The following is a 22,370-nucleotide window of genomic DNA, read 5'->3' on the forward strand; positions in this document are numbered from 1 at the left end:
AGAAAGAACCTTAACTGAACGGCATTACGCTCGATGCGGGCTTTTTCTTTTTTGCGTCGCGGGGCGCGCCGCGACGACGGTACCGTGTCGCAGCCGCATGCGTTCGTTACTCGCCGCCGACGATCGCGATCGTGCCGGACATGTGGAGAAACTGCCCGTCTTTCGTCGCGATGTTCGTGTTCACCGTGCCGCGCGCGAAATCCTCGACGTGCACGACGTTCGAACCGGTCGACGGCTCGTGCCAGTACACCATGTACACCTGCGGCCGAATCTCGTGCGCCGTGTATTGCACGGTATCGGTCACGCCCTTGAATTGGCCTGCCGTGCCGATGAACGACATCGTCTTGTCGTCCTTGAAGTGCAGGTCGAACACCGTGTCGCCGAACGCCACGCGCGCGACCTTGCCGATTGCCGGAAACGGCTGCGGCGCAGGCCACTGCATCTCGCCCTTCGCGACCTTCGCGCTCAGTTCGAGCGACGATTTCGCCCCTAGCGTCGGATAGCGCGCCTCCATCGCGGCGATCAGCGCCGACGAATCGCGTGCGCGCGCGGCCTCCTGATCGAACGCCTTCACATAGGCGCGCGTAAACGCGACGCCGGTCGTGAACGGCCGGCTGCCGTCCGCGTTCGGCAGGAAGTGGCCCGGTACGACGCGCACCGGCTTCAGCGCATCGATCCGGTCGAGCGTCGCGAGCCAGTTCGCGTGCGACAGCGGGGTCTGCGTATCGGCCATCCACACATGGATGTTCGCCGCGACCGGAATTCCGCCCACCACCGTGCGCTCCGACGGAATCCACACGAACGTGCGGTCCGGCGTCGGGCCGTCGAGCCCGACGATGCGCAGCTTCTCGCCGTCGACGCTCAGCGTGTCGCCGTCGAGCGGCCGCGGCACGACGATCGACGCCGGCGCGTTGTCCTTCAGGATCGGCCGCCAGTACGCGAGCTTGCCGTCCTTGCTCGCTTCGATTGCGGCGACCGTCTGCGGCGTCGCGACGATCTTCGCGTCCGGGAACGCCGCGTGGATCGTGTCGAGCCCGAAGTAGTAGTCCGGATCGCTATGGCTGACGTAGACGGCCTTCAACGTCTTGCCCGTCGCCTTGATCCGGTTCACGAGCGTCTGCGCGTCGTTGCGCTGGAACTGTGCGTCGATCAGGATCGCTTCGGTCTTGCCCGACACGATCTCCGACGACACCGGAAAGATGCTCTTCGCGCCCGGATTGTAGACGTCCACGGCCAGCGGGCCGGCAATGCTCGACGATGCCGCGCCGAGCAGCGCGCTCGCCGCCAGTACGGATGAAACCAGGTGACGTACCGACATGGTCGTACTCCTTCAGAGATGAGGTCGACGAACGATAAATGAAACCACGTCAGTTACAAATAGCCGATCTGTTGATCGTCTATTTACTCGCGAGAACGAATCGCGGAGGGTGCGACGGCAGTTTGCTTTTTTGGTCTGCCTTTACTTGGAATTGTTGCTCGACGGATGCGGCGACTGGTTTCTCCGTCCTGGTCCGATCGCAAAGCCGTTGCCCACCGGCTGTCCGTAGACCGACTCGAACCGATGGATCAATTGAATGGCGCCGGACGGATACAGCCCGAAAATTCGTTCAGCACACTTCCAACAAAAAACAGCGATCGTCATCGAGCTACGACTTCAGACATTTTCCGACGCAGATTTATAAAAATTGGTATTTGTTCTATATACGAGCATCTGATCGCACTCGATACTTTCCCAATCACTTCCCGCGGACACTCGGCATCGCATCAATCCAAGGATCAATCATTCCATGAAAAATGAACCGCACGCCGAAATTCTCGGCATAAAATTCACCCCCGGTTCAGTCGACGCTTTCTTCATCGACTTCTTCATTGGATGCGCACTCATCATTTCCATCCATATTGTCCTGTATTGGCTATTCAAAATAATATCGACGTTCATCATAAAAACAAAAGTAAACCCCTGGATGATCCTAATATTTTTATCCGTAATTTTAGGAAACATCGCAAAATCACTACTTACCAAACATCCCTGACATGACGGTTTTTCGGAGAATTGAAATGCGCGAACTATCAATTCGAGAACTGAAGGTAGTCTCTGGCGCCGTAGGGCCAATCGGTGCCGCGCTTGGCGGTGTCGGAGGGGGGGCCATTTACTTGGGGCAAGCATCGGTCACCGGACAAGCGAGCCCCACCGGTCTCGCTTCAGCGATACTTGCCGGGGCCACGCTTGGCTTTTTTACCGGCCCAGCAACCCCCACACTCATGCAAGCCGGTGCAATGACCATTCTCAATGGTCAGCTTGGATTTTATAGTGGAATGGCCGCTGGTTTCTTGGAAAATGCGACCAACTCGGCGGGCACCAACTACAACGCGCCATGAACCAACTACAACTAAATCACCTTCCCCAACCGAACCCGAAACCAGCCCAAACATCAAATCGTTCCGATGAGCATTTCGTTCAGCGTCTCCCCTAAAGACTTCGCACTCGATTACCAGGAAAAGCGCCCCTTGCTTATGAAAGGAGCCGTATCGCTTCGCAACTTCTCCTGGCGGGACGTAAATGAAATCTTCGAACGCAGCAACGTAGCCTCCGACGATTTCAAGCTGACTTTCGACGGCATCCGACCAAAGAGCGAATACATCGAAAGCTGGTGGGACATCGGCACGCTTCGCCATCGCCTGATCAAGCCAGTTGTCTACGATTATTTGCGCAAGGGCGCGACATTGATCGCAAACAAAATCGCCACTGAACCGAAGGTCAATCAGTTATCGAGACAACTCATCGAATTCACCGGCAGACAGGTGGTCAGTAGCGCCTACCTGGCATTCGGTGAGCGCGACTCGTTCCGCTGCCATTGGGATACACGTGACGTTTTCGCAATACAACTCATCGGGCGCAAGCGGTGGGTCCTGTACGAGCCCTCACTCGAGGCACCGCTTTACATGCAACAAAGCAAGGATTACGAGGGCCTGTATCCGTGTCCTGACACCCCGTATATGGACGTCATGTTGGAGGCCGGTGATCTGCTCTATCTACCACGAGGCTGGTGGCACAACCCGCTTCCCGTCGGTGAAGCGACCTTCCATCTTGCATTCGGAACTTTCCCGGCCTATGTCATTGATTACTTGAGTTGGGCGATAAACCGAATGCCGCACTTGCTCGACGCCAGACGTTCGTTGAGTGACTGGGAGAACGATAAAAACGTCCTGGCGTCGATAGGGCAACAATTCGAGGACTTCATTTGCACCCGAGAGAATTACCGCCGCTTTCTCGACGATAGGACTGGGGCCATACGTATCGAGACAGATCTCGCACTCGAGACATTGGGGAACCCAGCGGTGTCGGCAATCCCAGATGAATCGAGAATTCGCTTGAGCGCTTATCGGCCGCCTGGCCGCGACGATCGCTATGTGATCGCCAACGGCACCAAGGTCAATCTGGACGATCAAGGCGCAACGCTGATTCGACTGATCGTCGAGCGCCCCGGCATCAGCCTCGGAACACCGATTTCTGGTTTTGCCGACACCGATGCGGACCGCATCCGCGATCTGGTCACGGATCTCTGTCGCCAGGATATTCTGGAGTTTTCTCTCGCGTAACGCGCTATCGCCGATATTCATCGCGCTGCCGCGTGCGGTGTGCCGCCAACGCCCGCCCTCCCCGACGCCACGCCTCGATTCCACCGCGCCTACGCCGCACAGCGCGAACGGGCGCAGCAGCCGCGCCCGTCCGGTTCACACGAGTTACGTCGCCGACACGCGCCGCCCCTCGCCCACCTGCGCATCGCGACCGCGCTTGTTCAGCCACGACGCAAGCAGCACGAGCAGCGCCAGCACGGCCGTCGCACCGACTTCCATTCGGTGTTCCTCGCTCACGAGCATCACGGTCAGCGTGCCGCAGATGAACAGGATCACCGCCCACGTGAGCCACGGGAACATCCACATCCGCAGCGGCAGATCCGCGCCGGTCGCTTCGAGCGTCCTGCGCATCCGCAGTTGCGAGATCGCGATCACGAGATACACGAGCAGCGCGATCGCGCCCGAGGTCGCGAGCAGGAAGCCGAACACCTGCTCCGGCATTAGATAGTTTGCGATCACGGTCACGAAGCCGAACGCGGTCGACGCGAGCACGGCCGCACGCGGCGTGCCGGTCGAATCGGTGCGGTGCAGGAACGCGGGCGCGTCCTTGCGCTTGGACAGCGAGAACAGCATCCGTGACGCCGTGTACAGCGCCGAATTCAGGCAGCTCGCAACCGACACGAGCACGATCACGTCGATGATCGCCTTCGCGTTCGGCACGCCGATCAGCTCCATCGCGCGCTGATACGAGCCGTGCGCCGGCAGCAGCGGGTCGTTCCACGGCACGATCGCCGCCACGACGAGGATCGAGCCGAGATAGAACAGCGTGATGCGCCAGATCACCGAATTCGTCGCACGCACGATCTGGCGTTGCGGGTTGTCGGATTCGGCGGCCGCGATCGTCACGATCTCGGTGCCGAGGAACGAGAACATCGTCGTCAACATCGCCGCGAGCACCGCGCCGGCGCCGTTCGGCATGAAGCCGTGATGCGCGAACAGGTTCGACACGCCCGACACGGCCGGCGCCGGCACGATGCCGACGATCGCCGCAGCGCCGACGCACAGGAACACGACGATCGCGACGACCTTGATCAGCGCGAACCAGAATTCGAATTCGCCGTAGTTCTTGACCGAGAACAGATTCGTGATGGTCAGCAGCAGCGTGATGCCGAGCGCGAACATCCACGTCGCAATGCCCGGGAACCACGCATTGAGGATGGTCGCGGCGGCCGTCGCCTCGATCGGGATCACGAGCACCCAGAACCACCAGTACAGCCAGCCGATCGTGAAGCCTGCCCAGTGACCGATCGCGCGGTCGGCATAGGTGGAAAACGAGCCGCTGTCCGGATGCGCGACGGCCATTTCGCCGAGCATGCGCATCACCAGCACGACCAGCACGCCCGCGATCGCATACGCGAGGATCGATGCCGGACCGGCTTCCGCGATCGCGTGGCCGGAACCGACGAACAAGCCCGCGCCGATCACGCCCGCAATGGACATCATCGTCACGTGCCGCTGCTTCAGGCCGGTGCCAAGGCCTGTCTTGCTTTCCTTCATCTGTCTCTCTCCAAAAAACGGTCCGGTACGACCGGTGTCGCGTGAAGGCGGCGTGGGGATTGTCTTTGTTGAGCCGGGATGGAACCGCGTGCGTGCGGCACGCGAATCCGCCGGGCCGCTCCGGCACGGCGCGCCGCGCAGTCTGCGAAGCTGCGGGTGCGATGCGGCGCGCAGCGCGCCGGCGCATCGCGCGCGCCGATTCCGTCGGCTTTCGGTCAGCCGCCTTCGAAGCGATGCAGTGTAAGCATCAAACGGTTCTTCACTAAGAACCAATTGATTATTTTCGATGGAACCACTTGTTGCATCGACGCGAATCGATGCAACGCGTGATCCGGTTCGGCCGCCCGTGCCGGCACCGGTCGACGCGCCAACTCGCATCGCCCGTTTCCCGCCATTTGGCCGGCACGTTCGCCTCCCATTCGCGCCGAAGCAGGCTTGTCACCGCCGCTGCAGGCCAGCGTCGCCGGGCAAGGCGCGGGGCTGCTGCCGGCTGCGATGGTGCGCGGCGAGCTCGCGAACGGCCGGCTCGTGCAGCTCGCCGACGTCGCACGGCTCGACGATTTCGCGTACGACCTCGTCTACCCGCCGCATCATGCGGAACGGCCGAAGGTGGCTGCGTTCCGGCGCTGGATACTCGATGCCGCGCGCGCCGGCGACGCGCCATCGATGTCCGGCGCGACGTAGCGACAGCGCGCGCCGCGCCGCTTCTCCCGCGCATCGGTTAGCATGCCGCCCACGGCCATCGCGCCGCTCCAATAACAACATCACGAGAAGACCATGCCCGCCCTGCTCCACCGCGCGACGCGCATCGCAGCCTTGTCGATCGCGCTGTTCGCCGCCACCGCGCCGCTGTCCGCTCCGGCGCACGCGTTCCGCGCATCGCCCGCGTACGGCAACGAAGCCGACCTCGATCGCCACGACACCTATCGCAATCGCGACGGCGAAACCGTCCACGCGCCGGCCCGCTCGAAATCGGGCCGCGTGCCGGAAGGCGCGAGCGCGCGATGCCGCGACGGCGCGTACAGCTTCAGCCGCCATCGACGCGGCACGTGCTCGGGCCACGGCGGCGTCGCCGAGTGGCTCTGAGCGTGCCTCGGCCAAACGGCCGAGCCGCGCCAGCGACAGCCGGCGGCGAAGTACAATAGCCGTTCGCGTCGCCGCACGCGGCACACCGTCGCGCCTCGCGCGGCCGCTCCGTACCGAATCATCCGACGCCGCCACGCCAGCACGCTGCGCGGCCGTCTCAACCACTTCTGACTTCACACCGAAATGGCCCAATACGTTTTCACGATGAACCGGGTCGGCAAGATCGTGCCGCCCAAGCGCCAGATTCTGAAGGACATCTCGCTGTCGTTCTTTCCGGGCGCGAAGATCGGCGTGCTCGGCCTGAACGGCTCGGGCAAGTCGACGCTGATCCGCATCATGGCAGGCGTCGACAAGGACATCGAAGGCGAAGCGACGCCGATGCCGAACCTGAACATCGGCTACCTGCCGCAAGAACCGCAGCTCGACCCGAGCAAGACGGTGCGCGAGGCGGTCGAGGAAGGTCTCGGCGATCTGTTCCAGGCGAACAAGAAGCTCGAGGAAATCTACGCCGCGTATGCGGAACCGGACGCCGACTTCGACGCGCTCGCGGCCGAGCAGGCGAAATACGAGGCGATCCTCGCGTCGAGCGACGGCGGCAGCCCCGAGCAGCAGCTCGAAGTGGCGGCCGACGCACTGCGCCTGCCGCCGTGGGACGCGAAGATCGAGCACCTGTCGGGCGGCGAAAAGCGTCGCGTCGCGCTGTGCAAGCTGCTGCTCGAAAAACCCGACATGCTGCTGCTCGACGAACCGACCAACCACCTCGATGCGGAATCGGTCGACTGGCTCGAGCAGTTCCTCGTGCGCTTCCCGGGCACGGTCGTCGCCGTCACGCACGATCGCTACTTCCTCGACAACGCAGCCGAGTGGATTCTCGAACTCGACCGCGGCCACGGCATTCCCTGGAAGGGCAACTACAGCAGCTGGCTCGACCAGAAGGAGGAACGCCTGAAGCAGGAAGAGGCGGCCGAATCCGCGCGCCAGAAGGCGATCAAGAAGGAACTGGAGTGGGTGCGCCAGAACCCGAAGGGCCGTCAGGCGAAGTCGAAGGCGCGTATCGCGCGCTTCGAGGAGCTGAACAGCCAGGAATACCAGAAGCGCAACGAAACGCAGGAAATCTTCATTCCGGTCGGCGATCGCCTCGGCAATGAAGTGATCGAGTTCAAGAACGTCAGCAAGTCGTACGGCGATCGGCTGCTGATCGACAATCTGAGCTTCAAGATTCCGGCGGGCGCGATCGTCGGCATCATCGGTCCGAACGGCGCCGGCAAGTCGACGCTGTTCCGGATGATCACGGGCAAGGAGCAGCCGGATTCGGGCGAGATCGTGACGGGCCCGACCGTGAAGCTCGCGTACGTCGACCAGAGCCGCGATGCGCTCGACGGCTCGAAGACGGTGTTCGAGGAAATCTCCGGCGGCGCCGACGTGCTGACGGTCGGCAAGTACGAAACGCCGTCGCGTGCGTACATCGGCCGCTTCAACTTCAAGGGCGGCGACCAGCAGAAGATCGTCGGCAACCTGTCCGGCGGCGAGCGCGGCCGCCTGCACCTCGCGAAGACGCTGATCTCCGGCGGCAACGTGCTGCTACTCGACGAACCGTCGAACGACCTCGACGTCGAAACGCTGCGCGCACTCGAAGACGCGCTGCTCGAGTTCGCCGGCTCGGTGATGGTGATTTCGCACGATCGCTGGTTCCTCGACCGGATCGCGACGCACATCCTCGCGTTCGAAGGCGACTCGCAGGTCACGTTCTTCGACGGCAACTACCAGGAATACGAAGCCGACAAGCGCGCACGCCTCGGCGAGGAAGCGGCGAAGCCGAAGCGCATCCGCTACAAGCCGATCACGCGCTGATCGGCCGGCGGCCCCGCTGACCCACAAACCCCGCGCTGTCTGTCCGAAGCGCGGGGTTTTTTGATGGCGGCGGCTTACGCGAGCGCGCCGAGTTCGCGCAGCCGCGCTTCGGTCGCGGCCGCGCTCGTGTGGTGAATGCCGTGCCAGCCGAGCGCGGTCGCGGCGGCCGCGTTCTTCGCGTTGTCGTCGATGAACACGAGTTCATGCGGCGCGATGCCCGGCAGATGCGGATCGATCCGCGCATGCATCGCGCGGTAGATCGCCGGGTCGGGCTTCACGAGCTTCACGTGGCCCGACACGACGATGTCCTTGAAGCGCCGCAGCACCGGGAAGTGCTCCCATGCATACGGAAACGTCTGCGCGGACCAGTTCGTGAGCCCGAACAGCGGCATGCCGCGCGCGTCGAGCCGCTCGACGAGCGCGACGCCTTCCGCGAGCACGCCGCCGATCATCTCGTGCCAGCGTGCGTAGAACGCGCGGATCAGCGCTTCGTGTTCGGGATACTGCGCGACGAGCTCGTTCGTGCCTTCTTCGATCGTCTGTCCGCCGTCCTGCCGCACGACCCACTCCATCGCGCAGACGTGCGTGAGAAACCAGCGGCGCTCGGCGTCGCCGGCAATCAGTTTCCGGTACAGATACTCGGGGCTCCAGTCGATCAGCACGCCGCCGAAATCGAACACCACCGCCTTGATCGTCATGCGAGCTCCGTTGCGAGCACGTCGGCCAGCGGGCGCGGCGTCACCGCGTTGCCCGACAGCGAACTGTTTTCCCAGATGAAGTGATGATGCGCGACGATCTGCTCCGCCGACAGGTGCGCGCGCGTATTCGTCGTATGCAGATCCGACACGACGGTCGTGCGGTAGCCGAGCAGCGTCGCGCGACGCGCGGCCGCATCGACGCAGAACTCGGTCGCGTAGCCGCAGATCAGCACCGACCGGACGCCGTGCCGGTCCAGCTGGGCGGCGAGCGGCGTGTCGTGAAACGCGTCGCTCATCCGCTTGCGGATGCGCCAGTCGCCGGCCTCGACGACGAGCCCGCGATGCAGCTCCCAGCCGGGCGTGCCGGGCACGATGTCGTCGGCCGCGTCGCCGTCGTGCTGCACGAAGCACACCGGCGCACGCGCGGCGCGCGCCGCCGCGGTCAGCCGGTTGATGCCCGACACGACGTCGTCGAGCCGGTACGCGGGCGTCGCGCGCTGCACGAGCCCGCGCTGCATGTCGACCACGATCACTGCGGTATCCGTCATCGTCGCTCCTCGCCGTCGTTATCGTCGGGCCGCCGCGCGGCCCGTGTCGTTCGCCGCGTCAGACCGGCTGCGTGCGCGCGTCGAGCCATGCTTTCGCGTCGCCGCTCACGTGCCGGCCGACGCGCTCGCGCACCGTCGCGTGATACGCGTTGAGCCACGCGCGCTCTTCCTCGTGCAGCATCTCGATCAGCACGCAGCGCGTGTCGATCGGGCACAGCGTCAGCGTCTCGAACGCGAGGAAATCGCCGAACTCGGTCTGCCCGGCCGCGCGATTCACGACCAGGTTCTCGATCCGCACGCCCCACTGGCCGGGGCGGTACACGCCCGGCTCGATCGACGTGATCATCCCTTCTTCCATTGCCGTGTACGGCTCGGCCGGCGCGTAGTGCGAAATCACCTGCGGACCTTCGTGCACGTTCAGGAAATAGCCGACGCCGTGGCCGGTGCCGTGACCGTAGTCGAGACCGGCCGCCCACATCGGCGCGCGCGCGATCGCGTCGAGCATCGGCGAGCGGATGCCGCGCGGGAAACGCGCACGCGACAGCGCCATCATCGACTTCAGCACGATCGTGAAATCGCGCCGCTGCAGATCGCTGACGGTGCCGACCGGCACGACGCGCGTGATGTCGGTCGTGCCCGTCAGGTACTGGCCGCCCGAGTCGACGAGCAGCAGCCCGTCGCCGGCGATCGTCGCATGCGACGCAGGCGTCGCGCGGTAATGCGGCATCGCGCCGTTCGCGTTGAAACCGGCAATCGTCGCGAAACTCGGCGACACGTAGCCGGGGCGCCGCGCGCGCGCGGCCGTCAGCTGCTCGTCGATCGTCAGCTCGGTGATCGTGTCGCGGTTCACGGCCTGCTCGAACCACGCGAAGAATTCGGCGAGCGCCGCGCCGTCGTGCTCCATCGTCACGCGCACATGCGCGATCTCGGCGGGCGTCTTGCGCGATTTCGCGAACGTCGACGGGTTCACGGCCTCGACCCGCTTCACGCCGGCCGGCACGGCTTCGAGCGTGCCGAACGTCACGCGGCGCGGGTCGACCAGCAACGTCGCGCCGTCCGGCAGCGCGGCGAGCGCCGCCCGCGCGTCGCCATACGGCCGCACCTCGACGCCGTCCTGCGCGAGCGACGCGGCCAGCGCGGGCGACACCTTGCCGTCGGCGACGAACAAGGTCGCGCTGTCGATGCCGATCATTGCGTGCGCAACGAATACCGGATTGAAGCTGACGTCGGCGCCGCGCAGGTTGAACAGCCACGCGAGATCGTCGAGCGTCGAGACGAAATGCCACTGCGCGCCCTGCGCCTGCATCGCGCGCCGCACGTCGGCGAGCTTGCTCGCGCGCGTCGTGTCGGCCTGCGGCGCGACGTGCTCGAACACCGGATCGGCGGGCAGCGCCGGCCGCTCGGGCCAGATCGCGTCGAGCAGGTCGAGATCGGTGCGCAGCGCGATCCCGCGCGCGCTGAGCGCCGCCGTCAGCGCGCGCGCCGCGGCGACGCCGAGCACCGCGCCGTCGACGCCGACCGTCGCACCGGCCGGCACGTTCTGCGCGAGCCAGTCGACGTGCGGTGCGCTCTGCTGGCCGCCCGTCATCTTCATCAGTTGCACGCCGGTGCCGGCGAGCTCGGCTTCGGCCTGCACCCAGTAGCGGCTGTCGACCCAGAGGCCCGCGAAATCGGCGGTCACGACGAGCGTGCCGACCGAGCCCGTGAAGCCGGACAACCAGCGGCGGGCCTGCCAGCGCTCGGGCAGATATTCGGACAGATGCGGATCGGCGGACGGTACGAGATACGCGGCCAGATCCTCGCGGACCATCGCGCCGCGCAGCAGCGCGAGCCGGGTCGGCACCGGCGAGACTTCGGGGAGACGGGCATTCATGATTTCACCTGAGAGCTTTCATCGACGGGCCGCGAGCGCGACCGTCACGGCGACGGCGACGAACGCGGCGCCGGCACAGACCGGCCATTCGAGCGTTTCGCCGTCGTAAAACAGTCCCGAGAGGTTGCCGAGCATGCGCGCGGCGGCGGCCGCCGCGATGCCGACGAGCACCGACGCCCACCACGCCGGCCGGCCCGCACGCCGCATCGGGTGCAGCCAGCGGCCGACGAGCCCGACGGCCGCCCCCAGGACAACAATCCCAAACCAGTTCATTCGACGCCTTCTATAAATTCAGATTCGTCCAATAGGCGTGAACGTTGCCAGCGGCTAGCATCGATCATCCATCGAACCCGGGACAGCCGGGCGCCGCGAACGTTCGAGTGTAGGGGCCCAGTCGACGTTATGGCAAGCGCGCACCGGCTGCCGCATTGAACACACATCATGCGAATCGCTCTGATCGATCCGGACGCGGACCACGCCGCGTTCCTGAATCGCCAGCTCTTCATCGGCGGTCACGTTTGCCACGCATTTTCCACCGCCGCGGCGTTCTTCGAATGGCTTGCAGGCGACACCTGCGACATGCTGATCGTCGCGGGCTGGGCCGGCGACAGCCCTGCCGAAGACATCATTCCGCGCGCGCAGGCGGTCCTGCCCGGGCTGCCCGCGATCGCCGTCTTCCATCTGTCACGCGAAAGCGAAATCGTCGCCTGCCTGCACGCGGGTGCCGACGACTGCCTCGTGCGCCCGGTCGGCGGGCCCGAGCTGCTGGCGCGCGTGACCGCGCTGAGCCGGCGCGCGGGCGTGCGCCGGCCGCCGGTGCGCTCGCGCGAAATGTATGGCGAATTCGCGTTCGATGCGACGCACTTGCTCGTCAGCTTCGGCCAGCACACCGTCGCGCTCACGCCGAAGGAGTTCCGCTTCGCGCGGCTTCTGCTCGCGAACCTGTCGCGGCCGGTGTCGCGCGCCCATATCCTCGAGACGGTGTGGGCGCGCCACCGCGACATGAAGTCGCGCACGCTCGACACGCACGCATCGCGGCTGCGCAGCAAGCTGCGGCTGCTGCCGGAACGCGGCTACCGGCTGCTGCCGCTGTACGGCTACGGCTATCAGCTCGATCGCGTGCCGATCGAGCCCCCAAATCGCCGCCCGCGCCTCGCGGACGCCCGCTACAGCGCAGGTGAGCAATCCGCCGAGACGCTATAATATGCGGCTAAACGATAGCCCTCGATATGCAACTCCTCACGATCGGAATCAACCACCACACTGCGCCAGTCGCCTTGCGCGAACGCGTGGCGTTTCCGCTCGAGCAGATCAAGCCGGCTCTCGTCACGTTCAAGAACGTCTTCCTCGGCCCGCAGGCGCCCAACGCGCCCGAAGCGGCGATCCTGTCCACCTGCAACCGCACCGAGCTCTACTGCGCAACCGACGATCGCGCGGCGCGCGACGCCGCGATCCGCTGGCTGTCCGACTATCACCGGATTCCGGTCGATGAACTGGCGCCGCACGTCTATGCGCTGCCGCAGTCCGAAGCGGTCCGGCACGCATTTCGCGTCGCCTCGGGCCTCGATTCGATGGTGCTCGGCGAAACGCAGATCCTCGGTCAGATGAAGGACGCGGTGCGTACCGCGTCCGAAGCCGGCGCGCTCGGCACCTACCTGAATCAGCTGTTCCAGCGCACGTTCGCGGTTGCGAAGGAAGTGCGCGGCACGACGGAAATCGGCGCGCAGTCGGTGTCGATGGCGGCCGCCGCGGTACGCCTCGCGCAGCGGATCTTCGAAAAGGTGTCGGATCAGCGCGTGCTGTTCATCGGCGCCGGCGAAATGATCGAGCTCTGCGCGACGCACTTCGCCGCACAAGGCCCGCGCGAGCTCGTCGTCGCGAACCGCACGGCCGAGCGCGGCCAGCGGCTCGCCGAACGCTTCAACGGCCGCGCGATGCCGCTGTCGGACCTGCCGGCGCGGATGCACGAATTCGACATCATCGTGTCGTGCACCGCGTCGACGCTGCCGATCATCGGTCTCGGCGCGGTCGAGCGCGCCGTGAAGGCGCGCCGTCACCGTCCGATCTTCATGGTCGATCTCGCCGTGCCGCGCGACATCGAGCCCGAAGTCGGCAAGCTGAAGGACGTGTTCCTGTACACCGTCGACGATCTCGGCGCGATCGTGCGCGAAGGCAACGCATCGCGTCAGGCGGCGGTCGCGCAGGCCGAAGCGATCATCGAGACGCGCGTGCAGAATTTCATGCAATGGCTCGATACGCGCAGCGTCGTGCCGGTGATCCGTCATATGCACACGCAGGCCGACGCGCTGCGCCGCCTGGAAGTCGAGAAGGCGCAGAAAATGCTCGCTCGCGGCGACGATCCGGCCGCCGTGCTCGAAGCGCTGTCGCAGGCGCTGACCAACAAGCTGATCCACGGCCCGACGAGTGCGCTCAACCGCGTGAACGGCGCCGATCGCGATTCGCTGATCGAGCTGATGCGCGGTTTCTATCAGCACGCGCCGCGCTCCAACGATCAGTCCGGCCACTAGCGCCGGCCGATCGCACTGCCGCCGGCCGTCGGCCGGCCTATCCTTTCCGAATACTCCTTGCCCGGGAGCGCCGCTCCACACCATGAAGACGAGCATGCAACGCAAGCTCGACCAGCTGTCCACCCGGCTGGCCGAACTGAACGATCTGCTGAGCCGCGAAAACGTCACGGCCGATCTCGACCAGTACCGCAAGCTCACGCGCGAACACGCGGAACTCGGTCCGGTCGTCGAGCAGTATGCGCTGTGGCGCCAGTCGCGCAGCGACGAGACGGCCGCGCAGGAATTGCTCGCCGATCCGTCGATGCGCGATTTCGCCGAGGAAGAAATCCGCAGCGCGCGCGAGCGGATGGCGCGGCTCGAGGTCGAGCTGCAGAAGATGCTGCTGCCGAAGGATCCGAACGACGATCGCAACATCTTCGTCGAAATCCGCGCGGGCACCGGCGGCGACGAATCGGCGCTGTTCGCCGGCGATCTGCTGCGCATGTACCTGCGCTTCGCGGAACGGCAGCGCTGGCAGGTCGAGATGATGTCGGAAAGTCCGTCCGATCTCGGCGGCTACAAGGAGGTGATCGTGCGGATCGCCGGCCAGGGCGCGTATTCGCGGCTGAAGTTCGAGTCGGGCGGGCATCGCGTGCAGCGCGTGCCGGCGACCGAGACGCAGGGGCGCATCCATACGTCCGCATGCACGGTCGCCGTGATGCCCGAGGCGGATGAAATCGGCGAAGTCGAGATCAATCCGGCCGACTTGCGGATCGACACGTTCCGCGCCTCGGGCGCGGGCGGCCAGCACATCAACAAGACCGATTCCGCGGTGCGTGTCACGCACCTGCCGACCGGGATCGTCGTCGAGTGCCAGGACGACCGCTCGCAGCACAAGAACAAGGATCGCGCGCTGAAGGTGCTCGCCGCGCGTATCAAGGACAAGCAGTATCACGAGCAGCACGCGAAGGAAGCCGCGACGCGCAAGAGCCTGATCGGCTCGGGGGATCGTTCCGAGCGAATCCGCACGTACAACTTCCCGCAGGGCCGGATGACCGATCACCGGATCAACCTGACGCTCTACCGGCTCGAGGCGATCATGGACGGCGATCTCGACGAGCTGATCGGCGCGCTCGTCAGCGAGCATCAGGCCGAGCTGCTCGCGTCGCTCGGCGACGCCGACTGAGGCCGCGACGATGTCCGCACCGACCGCCGACGACCTGCTGCGCGCGACGCCGCTCGATGCGGTCGACGCGCGCGTGCTGCTCGCGCACGCGCTCGGCTGGACGCGCACGCAGCTGATCACGCGCGGCGATCGGCCGCTCGATGCAGAGGCAGTCGAACGCTATCGTGCGCTCGAAGCGCGCCGCGCGGCCGGCGAGCCCGTCGCGCAGCTCGTCGGGATGCGCGAGTTCTTCGGCCGCCCGTTCGACGTGACGCCCGACGTGCTGATCCCGCGCCCCGAAACCGAACTGCTCGTCGAAGCCGCGCTCGACGCGATCGACGGGCTCGCGCATCCGGCCGTGCTCGATCTCGGCACCGGCAGCGGCGCGATCGCGGTGTCGATCGCAGCCGAGCGGCCCGATGCGCGCGTATGGGCGCTCGACCGGTCGGCCGCCGCGCTCGCGGTCGCGCAGCGCAACGCCGACAAACTGCTCGATGCGCGCCGCCCCGGCGGCCCGCTGCAGTGGCTGCAGAGCGACTGGTACGCGGCACTCGATCCCGCGCTCGCCTTCGACGCGATCGTCAGCAATCCGCCGTATATCGCGCAGCACGATCCGCATCTGTCGCAAGGCGACCTGCGCTTCGAGCCGCGCGGCGCGCTGACCGACGACGCCGACGGGCTGAGCGCGATCCGCACGATCGTCGCCGGCGCGCGTGCGCATCTGAAGCCGGGCGGCACGCTGTGGATCGAGCACGGCTACGACCAGGCGGAAGCGGTGCGCGCGCTGCTCGCATCGCACGGTTTCGACGCGGTCGAATCGCTCGCCGATCTCGCCGCGATCGAACGCACGACGGGCGGCCGCCTGCCCCGCTGACGCCCGGCCCGCCCGGTTGAAATCCGCTATCATTTCGATCTAACGCCCCGCAAACGCAAGGTCAGTCATGGACACCCAACAACGTATCAAGCAAATCGTCGACGAAAACCCGGTCGTGCTCTTCATGAAGGGCAACGCGCAATTCCCGATGTGCGGCTTTTCCGGCCGCGCAGTGCAGGTGCTGAAGGCCTGCGGCGTCGATCAGTTCAAGACGGTCAACGTGCTCGAGGACGAAGAGATCCGTCAGGGGATCAAGGAATTCTCGAACTGGCCGACCATCCCGCAGCTGTATGTCAAGGGCGAGTTCATCGGCGGCTCGGACATCATGATGGAGATGTACCAGTCGGGCGAGCTGCAGCAACTGTTCGCCGCCGCGTAACACCGCTTCCCCGATGGTCTCTCCCAGCGCGCCGCGTCGCCGGCTGATCGTCGCGATCACCGGCGCGACCGGCGCGATCTACGGCGTGCGGCTGCTCGATCTGCTGCGCGCCGCCGGCGGCGTCGAGACGCACCTGCTGATCTCGAACGCCGGCTGGCTCAATATCCAGCACGAACTGAAGCTGTCGAAGTCCGACGTCGAAAGCCGCGCGGACGTCGTCCATTCGGTGCGCGACGTCGGCGCGACGATCGCGTCCGGCTCGTTCGCGACGCACGGCATGGTGATCGCGCCCTGCTCGATGAAGACGCTCGCGAGCATCGCGCACGGGCTGTCCGACAATCTGATCACGCGCGCGGCCGACGTAACGCTGAAAGAACGTCGCCGCCTGGTGCTGATGGTGCGCGAAACGCCGTTCAATCTCGCGCATCTGCGCAACATGACGGCCGTCACCGAAATGGGCGGCATCGTGTTCCCGCCGCTGCCGGCGTTCTATGCAATGCCGAAGACGATCGACGAACTCGTCGACCAGACCGTCACGCGCGTGCTCGACCTGTTCGCGCCCGATACGCCGCTCACGACGCCGTGGGCCGGGCTCCGTCACGCGCAGTAGCGCGCCTCTCGCGGCGAAACCTCGCCGTTTTTGAGCCATCTTCGCCAACTTTCGCGCAAGTTCGGAGAAAGCCATCCGCTCATGGCGCGGATGGCCGCCGAGCCGATGCGCGGCTCGATTATCAACTCGAGAGATTCAATAAAATCCAGAACCGCTGTTTATCAATCTCTCGTGCGGATCTATAGTCGAACGCAACATCCCTTCAGCAGGCCACCGACATGAACCGCTTGCCTTCGCTTTACCTGTCGCATGGCGCGCCGACGCTGCCGATCGATCCGGCATTGCCGTCCGGCGCATTCACCGAACTCGGTGCCGAGCTGCCGCGCCCGCGCGCGGTGCTGATGCTGTCCGCGCACTGGGGCACGCAGCAACCCGTCGCGAGCATTGCCGCGCATCCGGACACGATTCACGACTTCTACGGCTTTCCGCGCGCGCTCTACGAAATCCGCTACCCGGCGCCCGGCGCGCCCGACGTCGCGCAGCATGCGGCCGACCTCCTGAATGCGGCGGGCATCGCGACCGCGACGCTCGAGCACGGCCTCGATCACGGTGCGTGGGTGCCGATGCTGCTGATGTTCCCGCACGCCGACGTGCCGGTCGCGCAACTGTCGATCCAGCCGCGCGCGGACGCCGCGCATCACTTCGCCGTCGGCCGCGCGCTGCGGCCGCTGCGCGATGAGGACGTGATGGTGATCGGCTCGGGCCAGATCACGCACAATCTGCGCGCGGCGGATTTCGGCGCCTCGCCGGAGGACGCCGATCCGCGCGTCGCCGAATTCACCGACTGGTTCGAGACGAAGCTCGCCGAGCGCGACATCGACGCGCTGCTCGACTACCGCAGGCAGGCGCCGCACGCGGCGCTGATGCATCCGACCGACGAGCATCTGCTGCCGGTGTTCGCGGCGCTCGGCGCGGCCGACGACGACTACCGGCTCGGCATCCAGGCGCTCGGCACGTATCAGCGCGTGCTGGCCATGACGAACTACGTGTTCTCGAGCGCGACGGCCTGAGCGGCCGCGCGGGCCGCCGGCCCCGCTGCCCGCGCCCTGCCCCGGAACGCACAAAACAAAAGCCCGCCCGAGCATCGCTGCTCGGGCGGGCTTGCTTGCGCGCTCGGCCGCCGCCGATTCCGGCGGCAGAGCGGGCTGCTTGCGTCAGGCGCCGATGCCTTCGAGGATCTCGTCGTGCGATTCGCGCTCGTCGAGATACTGCGTCCGGTAGCCGGTGTTCACGCCCCAGAAGTAGAACCCGAGCGAGATTACGGCGACGACCAGCATGTCCCAGCCGTACGGTAGATAGCCGTAACCGCCGAACTCCTTGCTGCCGATCAGCGACAGCACGGCCATCGTCGGCAGATACGCGACGAGCCACCATGCCGCCTTGAGGTCGGCACCCCAGCCGGTCCAGCCCGACTTGCCCTGGAAGTAGAAGTACACCGGCAGCGCGACGATCATCAGGAGGATGATTTCGCCGGTCAGCGGCCACTTCGCCCAGTACAGGATCAGCGACGCGCAGACGAATGCGAACGGCGCGATCAGCTTCATCGCCGGAATCGACAGCGGGCGCTCGATGTCGGTCGCCGCACGGCGCAGCGCCATGAGGCTGATCGGACCCGTCAGATACGAGATCACGGTCGCGACCGAGATCACTGCCGCGAGCGAGCTCCAGCCGCGGAAGAAGAACAGGAAGATGAACGACACGAGCAGGTTGAACCACATCGCCTGACGCGGCACGCCGTAGAGCGGATGCACGTTGCCGAACATCTTCGGCATCGTGTTGTTGCGCTCCATCGCGTAGATCATCCGCGTGGTCGTCGCCATGTACGTCGTGCCGGTACCGCTCGGGCTGATGAACGCGTCGACGTACAGCAGGATCGCGAGCCAGTTCAGGTTCAGCGCGATCGCGAGTTCCGCGAACGGCGACGAGAAGTTGAAGTGCTGCCAGCCCTTCGCGACGTCGGCCGGATTCACCGCGCCGATGTACGCCATCTGCAGCAGCACGTAGATCACGAGCGCGAGCAGAATCGACGCGATCACCGCGAACGGCACGCTGCGCGACGGGTTGCGCGCTTCACCGGCAAGGTTCACCGGGCTCTGGAAGCCGTTGAACGCGAACACGATGCCGCTCGTCGCCACCGCGGTCAGCACGGCCGACCAGCCGTACGGCGCGAAGCTCGCACCGGAGCTCGTGCCGAGGTTTTCCGAATGGAAGCTCGTCAGCATCAGGCCGAGGATCGTCAGGCCCGGGATCAGGAACTTGAAGATCGTGATGGCGGTGTTCGCCCGCGCGAAGGCCTTCACGCCCCAATAGTTCAGCAGGAAGTACACGACCACCAGCACGGCCGACAGCAGCAGGCCCGGCGTCGTCAGTTCCCCGTTGACGAAGAGCGCATGCGCCCAGGGATACGGCCACGTGCTCATGTACTGGATCGATGCCTCGGCCTCGATCGGAATCACCGACACGATCGCAATCCAGTTCGCCCATGCGCTGATGAAGCCCACCAGCGACCCATGCGAGTAGCGCGCGTAACGCACCATCCCGCCCGACTCGGGGAACATCGCACCGAGCTCCGCGTACGTGAGCGCAATCGCGAGAATCACGACGGCGCCGATGATCCACGCGCAGATCGCCGCCGGACCGGCGATCTTGGCGGCTTTCCAGGCACCGAACAGCCAGCCCGAGCCGATAATCGAACCCAGCCCCGTCAGCATCAATGCAAACGGGCCGATGTTCCGTTGTATAGAACTCTTCACATCCTCTCCTGTGTCTCAAAAAGCATGGTCGGCCCGCAGTTCGGGATCGGCTCGAACTGCGCCGCGCACGCATTCTTGGGGGGACAGGTCACCCGATCGGGGCAACCTGGTCCGCGCGGCGCGTAGTTTAACGGTTGCACCTCCAAGTTGGCGCCAAAATCGATCGCCCCCTACAAAAAATCCGGCGTTTCTGCAATGTTTGTAAGCTTAAATATCCGCAATAACCCTGAGGACATGGAAATACGGTTGACCGCGCGCCCGATTAGCCGTATAACGGACTTCGCAGGATTTCAAGCGGCGAGTGAATTGGTCTTTCGTAGTTCGCCCATCAACGGTACTCCGGTTGGTCCCATTACCCCCTTCCTTGATTTTCCGCACCCCATGGGCTTCGGCCCCGTTTTATCTTTTTAGGAACAAGTAACATGGCAACCGGTACCGTCAAGTGGTTCAATGACGCAAAGGGCTTCGGCTTCATCACCCCGGAAGGCGGCGGCGACGATCTGTTCGCGCACTTCTCGGAAATCCGCGTCGAAGGTTTCAAGACGCTGCAAGAAAACCAGAAGGTCGAATTCGAAGTGAAGACGGGCCCGAAGGGTCTGCAAGCTGCGAACATCCGCCCGCTGTAATTGCTGCGCGAGATTTCGTGAAAAAAGCCCCGCTTCGGCGGGGCTTTTTATTTGTCGCGTCGGAGCGTGCCAGGCACGGCGCGCAGCGCGTGCGCACCGCGCGTCGGCCGGTCAGCCGAACAGTCGCTGCGCGTGAATGCCGAGGCCCGTCGCGACGCTGGCGAGGCGGTCGCCGAACACCGGCTGCGCGTCCGGAAACGCGGCCGCCAGCGCGCCGGACAGGAACGCCAAACCCGTCGAGCCGCCCGTGAAGTACAGCGCGCCGACGTCGCGCGGCGCGACGCCCGCCAGCCGCACCGTTTCGCGCGCGGCGTCGACGATCCGTGCGGTGTCCTCGCGGCTCGCATCGATCAGGCGCGCCGCGTCGAAGGCGATCTGCAGGTCCTCTTCGACATCGTTCAGGTCGATCATCGTCTCCCCGCCCGCGGCCACGCCGATCTTCGCCTCTTCCGCGCGCGCCATCAGCGCATGCCCGAGCCGCTGCTCGACCACGCGCACGAGCCGCTCGTGCTGCCGCGCGTCGCGGTACAGATGCTTCATCAGCTTCAGCTCGCCGAGCCGCTTCGGCGTATAGACCGTATTGATCAGATGCCAGGTCGCCAGATCGAAGTAGATCCGGTTCGGCAACTCGCGGCCTTCGGGATCGAGCGCGCGATAGCCGAACGCCGGCAGGATCGCCGACAGCTCGACGCGCCGGTCGTAGTCGGTGCCGGCGACGTGCACGCCGTGATGCGCGAGCACGTCGTCCTTGCGGTCGAGGCGCGTCATGCGGTCCGGGCCGACGCGCACCAGCGAGAAGTCGGACGTGCCGCCGCCGATGTCCGCGACGAGCACCAGCCGCTCCGCCTGCTGGCGCGACTCGTAGTCGAACGCGGCCGCGATCGGCTCGTACTGGAACCGCACGTCGGCGAATCCGACCGACTGCGCGGCCGCCTGCAGCTGGTTCTGCGCAAGGCGGTCGGCGCGCGGATCGTCGTCGACGAAGAACACCGGGCGGCCGAGCACCGCACGGCGGATCGGCGCGCCTGCGCACGCCTCGGCCTTCTGCTTCAGGTGTTGCAGGAAACGCGCGATCACGTCGGTATAGGCGATCGCGGTGCCGTCGCCGAGATCGGTCGTCGTCTCGGCGAGCGGCGAACCGAGGATGCTCTTCATCGAGCGCATCAGCCGGCCGTCGAAGCCGTCGATGTACGATGCGAGCGCCGCACGGCCGTATTCGACCGTCTCCTCGTCGTTGTTGAAGAAAATCGCGGTGGGCAGCGTCAGATGGTCGCCCTCGACGGGCGCGAGCCGCATGCCGTCGCCGTGGGGCAGCGCCACGGCGGAATTGGACGTACCGAAATCGATCGCGCAGTAAGTCATGGGAAAGAGCCGCCGCATGGCCGGCGCGAAAACGGAAAGGACGGGCTTTTTAACATGAAGCCCGCGCGATCACAACGGGCGGGCGCGATCGGCGTATGGCCGTCGCGCCGGTCGCGCGGCGCCCGCGGCGCGCTCCGCCGCGCCGCGCACCAGCCTTCACGCGGCCGCTTCGAAGCCCTTCTTCCACGCGCCCGCGTAGACGATCTCGCCGAGCGGATGGCGCGTGCGCGGCGCCTTCTCGCGATCGCGCAACACCGGATCGAGCTTGTCGACGTTGCCGTAGTGGCCGAGCGAGATGATCGCGGGAATCGCGACGTCGGCCGGGATCTCGAACGCCTCGCGGAACGCATTCGCGTCGAAGCCGCTCATCTGATGTGCGGCGAGCCCGAGCGCGTGCGCCTGCAGCACGAGCGACATCGCAGCCGCGCCCGCGTCGTACAGCGCGGTCGGCGCGGGCTCGCCCTTCGGCGTCAGCGTATGCGCGGTGACGGCGATCAGGACCGGCGCCGGTGCGTTCCAGCCCTGATTGAACGGCACGAGCGTCGCGAACGCACGCTTGAACGCGGCTTCGTCCCGCGTGCGATCGAATACGATGAAGCGCCACGGCTGCGCGTTGTACGCGGACGGCGCCCAGCGCGCCGCCTCCAGCACCGCATGCAGGTCGGCAGCGCTGATCGGCGCGTCGGAATAGGCGCGCGGGCTCCAGCGGCCCGCGATCAGTTCGTGAATCGAAACGGTAGTGGGAGCAGGTTTGACAGACATGCGGTTCCTCGCTGACATCGATGAAGGGGCGCGAACGCCTCGCCGAAACGCAAGCATAACCGCTTGCGGCGACACGCGCCCGATCGCGTCGGACAATGCAAATCGCCGCACCTGCAAAGGCGGCCGCACGCGGCGGCCGC

Annotated in this window: 21 protein-coding genes and 1 pseudogene; 13 read left to right on the top strand and 9 right to left on the bottom strand. The window is 65.6% G+C overall.

Annotation, left to right across the window (positions count from 1 at the left end; translation table 11 throughout):
• Positions 1–106: 106 nt before the first annotated feature.
• Positions 107–1,318, bottom strand: a complete 1,212-nt coding sequence (locus HMPREF3115_RS21700) for an MBL fold metallo-hydrolase (protein WP_053297711.1) — start codon at positions 1,316–1,318, stop codon at positions 107–109.
• 740 nt (positions 1,319–2,058) lie between these two features.
• Here HMPREF3115_RS21700 and HMPREF3115_RS31135 point away from each other — a divergent pair.
• Both HMPREF3115_RS31135 and HMPREF3115_RS21710 read left to right on the top strand, forming a co-directional pair.
• A complete protein-coding gene (locus tag HMPREF3115_RS31135) occupies positions 2,059–2,379 on the top strand; it encodes a hypothetical protein (protein ID WP_125902617.1) in 321 nt (106 codons plus the stop codon).
• Between the two features lie 66 nt (positions 2,380–2,445).
• Positions 2,446–3,600, top strand: a complete 1,155-nt coding sequence (locus tag HMPREF3115_RS21710; protein WP_070556005.1) for a JmjC domain-containing protein — start codon at positions 2,446–2,448, stop codon at positions 3,598–3,600.
• A 144-nt stretch (positions 3,601–3,744) separates the two neighbouring features.
• Here HMPREF3115_RS21710 and gabP read toward each other — a convergent pair whose 3' ends face one another.
• On the bottom strand, positions 3,745–5,136 hold the full coding sequence (gene gabP / locus HMPREF3115_RS21715) for a GABA permease (RefSeq protein ID WP_070556007.1): 1,392 nt from the start codon (positions 5,134–5,136) through the stop codon (positions 3,745–3,747).
• Positions 5,137–5,568: 432 nt separating this feature from the next.
• On the opposite strand from gabP, the pseudogene HMPREF3115_RS21720 reads away from it, so the two are divergent.
• The 3 genes and pseudogenes from HMPREF3115_RS21720 to ettA all read left to right on the top strand — a co-directional run.
• Positions 5,569–5,820: pseudogene (locus HMPREF3115_RS21720) on the top strand (LysR substrate-binding domain-containing protein); the annotation flags it as partial.
• A gap of 93 nt (positions 5,821–5,913) precedes the next feature.
• Positions 5,914–6,222 carry a DUF3761 domain-containing protein gene (locus HMPREF3115_RS21725; protein ID WP_006406924.1) on the top strand — a complete coding sequence of 103 codons (309 nt, stop codon included), beginning with the start codon at positions 5,914–5,916 and terminating at the stop codon, positions 6,220–6,222.
• A gap of 183 nt (positions 6,223–6,405) precedes the next feature.
• Positions 6,406–8,073 carry an energy-dependent translational throttle protein EttA gene (gene ettA / locus HMPREF3115_RS21730; RefSeq protein WP_006400488.1) on the top strand — a complete coding sequence of 556 codons (1,668 nt, stop codon included), beginning with the start codon at positions 6,406–6,408 and terminating at the stop codon, positions 8,071–8,073.
• Between the two features lie 74 nt (positions 8,074–8,147).
• On the opposite strand, the gene HMPREF3115_RS21735 is transcribed toward ettA, so the two are convergent.
• The 4 genes from HMPREF3115_RS21735 to HMPREF3115_RS21750 are packed head-to-tail and all read right to left on the bottom strand — an operon-like array spanning position 8,148 to position 11,465.
• Positions 8,148–8,771, bottom strand: a complete 624-nt coding sequence (locus HMPREF3115_RS21735) for an HAD family hydrolase (protein WP_070556011.1) — start codon at positions 8,769–8,771, stop codon at positions 8,148–8,150.
• Positions 8,768–9,319 (bottom strand): cysteine hydrolase family protein, encoded by a 552-nt coding sequence (locus HMPREF3115_RS21740; protein WP_070556014.1) that lies wholly within the window; start codon positions 9,317–9,319, stop codon positions 8,768–8,770. Before HMPREF3115_RS21740 ends, HMPREF3115_RS21735 begins: the two co-directional genes overlap by 4 nt.
• Before the next feature lie 58 nt (positions 9,320–9,377).
• On the bottom strand, positions 9,378–11,192 hold the full coding sequence (locus HMPREF3115_RS21745; RefSeq protein ID WP_070556016.1) for an aminopeptidase P family protein: 1,815 nt from the start codon (positions 11,190–11,192) through the stop codon (positions 9,378–9,380).
• Positions 11,193–11,210: 18 nt separating this feature from the next.
• The gene (locus HMPREF3115_RS21750) at positions 11,211–11,465 is read right to left on the bottom strand and encodes a hypothetical protein (RefSeq protein ID WP_070556018.1); all 255 of its coding nucleotides are present in this window, start codon (positions 11,463–11,465) and stop codon (positions 11,211–11,213) included.
• A gap of 168 nt (positions 11,466–11,633) precedes the next feature.
• On the opposite strand from HMPREF3115_RS21750, the gene HMPREF3115_RS21755 reads away from it, so the two are divergent.
• The 7 genes from HMPREF3115_RS21755 to HMPREF3115_RS21785 all read left to right on the top strand — a co-directional run bounded on the left by HMPREF3115_RS21755 (position 11,634) and on the right by HMPREF3115_RS21785 (position 17,737).
• Positions 11,634–12,395, top strand: a complete 762-nt coding sequence (locus HMPREF3115_RS21755; RefSeq protein ID WP_006406929.1) for a response regulator transcription factor — start codon at positions 11,634–11,636, stop codon at positions 12,393–12,395.
• Between the two features lie 26 nt (positions 12,396–12,421).
• A complete protein-coding gene (hemA, locus tag HMPREF3115_RS21760; RefSeq protein ID WP_006406930.1) occupies positions 12,422–13,720 on the top strand; it encodes a glutamyl-tRNA reductase in 1,299 nt (432 codons plus the stop codon).
• Positions 13,721–13,802: 82 nt separating this feature from the next.
• Positions 13,803–14,885: a peptide chain release factor 1 gene (prfA, locus tag HMPREF3115_RS21765; RefSeq protein WP_006400499.1), complete on the top strand. Its 1,083-nt coding sequence runs from the start codon at positions 13,803–13,805 to the stop codon at positions 14,883–14,885.
• A gap of 10 nt (positions 14,886–14,895) precedes the next feature.
• Positions 14,896–15,738 carry a peptide chain release factor N(5)-glutamine methyltransferase gene (prmC, locus tag HMPREF3115_RS21770; RefSeq protein ID WP_012214221.1) on the top strand — a complete coding sequence of 281 codons (843 nt, stop codon included), beginning with the start codon at positions 14,896–14,898 and terminating at the stop codon, positions 15,736–15,738.
• A gap of 67 nt (positions 15,739–15,805) precedes the next feature.
• A complete protein-coding gene (gene grxD, locus HMPREF3115_RS21775) occupies positions 15,806–16,117 on the top strand; it encodes a Grx4 family monothiol glutaredoxin (protein ID WP_006400503.1) in 312 nt (103 codons plus the stop codon).
• A 13-nt stretch (positions 16,118–16,130) separates the two neighbouring features.
• Positions 16,131–16,727 carry a UbiX family flavin prenyltransferase gene (locus tag HMPREF3115_RS21780; protein ID WP_006400504.1) on the top strand — a complete coding sequence of 199 codons (597 nt, stop codon included), beginning with the start codon at positions 16,131–16,133 and terminating at the stop codon, positions 16,725–16,727.
• Between the two features lie 218 nt (positions 16,728–16,945).
• Positions 16,946–17,737, top strand: coding sequence for a DODA-type extradiol aromatic ring-opening family dioxygenase (locus HMPREF3115_RS21785; protein ID WP_006406932.1), 792 nt, complete (start codon positions 16,946–16,948; stop codon positions 17,735–17,737).
• A gap of 144 nt (positions 17,738–17,881) precedes the next feature.
• Here the strand turns inward: HMPREF3115_RS21785 and HMPREF3115_RS21790 are convergent, their stop codons facing one another.
• Positions 17,882–19,480: an APC family permease gene (locus tag HMPREF3115_RS21790; RefSeq protein ID WP_006400506.1), complete on the bottom strand. Its 1,599-nt coding sequence runs from the start codon at positions 19,478–19,480 to the stop codon at positions 17,882–17,884.
• Between the two features lie 422 nt (positions 19,481–19,902).
• Here HMPREF3115_RS21790 and HMPREF3115_RS21795 point away from each other — a divergent pair, with 422 nt between their 5' ends.
• The gene (locus HMPREF3115_RS21795) at positions 19,903–20,106 is read left to right on the top strand and encodes a cold-shock protein (RefSeq protein ID WP_006400508.1); all 204 of its coding nucleotides are present in this window, start codon (positions 19,903–19,905) and stop codon (positions 20,104–20,106) included.
• A gap of 111 nt (positions 20,107–20,217) precedes the next feature.
• Here HMPREF3115_RS21795 and HMPREF3115_RS21800 read toward each other — a convergent pair whose 3' ends face one another.
• Both HMPREF3115_RS21800 and HMPREF3115_RS21805 read right to left on the bottom strand, forming a co-directional pair.
• Positions 20,218–21,468 (bottom strand): Hsp70 family protein, encoded by a 1,251-nt coding sequence (locus HMPREF3115_RS21800; RefSeq protein WP_035948474.1) that lies wholly within the window; start codon positions 21,466–21,468, stop codon positions 20,218–20,220.
• Between the two features lie 156 nt (positions 21,469–21,624).
• Positions 21,625–22,230, bottom strand: a complete 606-nt coding sequence (locus HMPREF3115_RS21805) for a nitroreductase family protein (RefSeq protein ID WP_006406934.1) — start codon at positions 22,228–22,230, stop codon at positions 21,625–21,627.
• Positions 22,231–22,370: the final 140 nt, after the last annotated feature.

It is taken from the genome of Burkholderia sp. HMSC10F09 (genome assembly GCF_001806955.1).
GTDB classification, from domain to species: domain Bacteria; phylum Pseudomonadota; class Gammaproteobacteria; order Burkholderiales; family Burkholderiaceae; genus Burkholderia; species Burkholderia multivorans.

Excerpts from the sequence above, each read along its gene's own strand:
- HMPREF3115_RS21700 (WP_053297711.1), bottom strand. The coding sequence starts at position 1,318 with ATGTCGGTACGTCACCTGGTTTCATCCGTACTGGCGGCGAGCGCGCTG.
- HMPREF3115_RS31135 (WP_125902617.1), top strand. The coding sequence starts at position 2,059 with ATGCGCGAACTATCAATTCGAGAACTGAAGGTAGTCTCTGGCGCCGTA.
- HMPREF3115_RS21710 (WP_070556005.1), top strand. The coding sequence starts at position 2,446 with ATGAGCATTTCGTTCAGCGTCTCCCCTAAAGACTTCGCACTCGATTAC.
- gabP (WP_070556007.1), bottom strand. The coding sequence starts at position 5,136 with ATGAAGGAAAGCAAGACAGGCCTTGGCACCGGCCTGAAGCAGCGGCAC.
- HMPREF3115_RS21725 (WP_006406924.1), top strand. The coding sequence starts at position 5,914 with ATGCCCGCCCTGCTCCACCGCGCGACGCGCATCGCAGCCTTGTCGATC.
- ettA (WP_006400488.1), top strand. The coding sequence starts at position 6,406 with ATGGCCCAATACGTTTTCACGATGAACCGGGTCGGCAAGATCGTGCCG.
- HMPREF3115_RS21735 (WP_070556011.1), bottom strand. The coding sequence starts at position 8,771 with ATGACGATCAAGGCGGTGGTGTTCGATTTCGGCGGCGTGCTGATCGAC.
- HMPREF3115_RS21740 (WP_070556014.1), bottom strand. The coding sequence starts at position 9,319 with ATGACGGATACCGCAGTGATCGTGGTCGACATGCAGCGCGGGCTCGTG.
- HMPREF3115_RS21745 (WP_070556016.1), bottom strand. The coding sequence starts at position 11,192 with ATGAATGCCCGTCTCCCCGAAGTCTCGCCGGTGCCGACCCGGCTCGCG.
- HMPREF3115_RS21750 (WP_070556018.1), bottom strand. The coding sequence starts at position 11,465 with ATGAACTGGTTTGGGATTGTTGTCCTGGGGGCGGCCGTCGGGCTCGTC.
- HMPREF3115_RS21755 (WP_006406929.1), top strand. The coding sequence starts at position 11,634 with ATGCGAATCGCTCTGATCGATCCGGACGCGGACCACGCCGCGTTCCTG.
- hemA (WP_006406930.1), top strand. The coding sequence starts at position 12,422 with ATGCAACTCCTCACGATCGGAATCAACCACCACACTGCGCCAGTCGCC.
- prfA (WP_006400499.1), top strand. The coding sequence starts at position 13,803 with ATGAAGACGAGCATGCAACGCAAGCTCGACCAGCTGTCCACCCGGCTG.
- prmC (WP_012214221.1), top strand. The coding sequence starts at position 14,896 with ATGTCCGCACCGACCGCCGACGACCTGCTGCGCGCGACGCCGCTCGAT.
- grxD (WP_006400503.1), top strand. The coding sequence starts at position 15,806 with ATGGACACCCAACAACGTATCAAGCAAATCGTCGACGAAAACCCGGTC.
- HMPREF3115_RS21780 (WP_006400504.1), top strand. The coding sequence starts at position 16,131 with ATGGTCTCTCCCAGCGCGCCGCGTCGCCGGCTGATCGTCGCGATCACC.
- HMPREF3115_RS21785 (WP_006406932.1), top strand. The coding sequence starts at position 16,946 with ATGAACCGCTTGCCTTCGCTTTACCTGTCGCATGGCGCGCCGACGCTG.
- HMPREF3115_RS21795 (WP_006400508.1), top strand. The coding sequence starts at position 19,903 with ATGGCAACCGGTACCGTCAAGTGGTTCAATGACGCAAAGGGCTTCGGC.
- HMPREF3115_RS21800 (WP_035948474.1), bottom strand. The coding sequence starts at position 21,468 with ATGACTTACTGCGCGATCGATTTCGGTACGTCCAATTCCGCCGTGGCG.
- HMPREF3115_RS21805 (WP_006406934.1), bottom strand. The coding sequence starts at position 22,230 with ATGTCTGTCAAACCTGCTCCCACTACCGTTTCGATTCACGAACTGATC.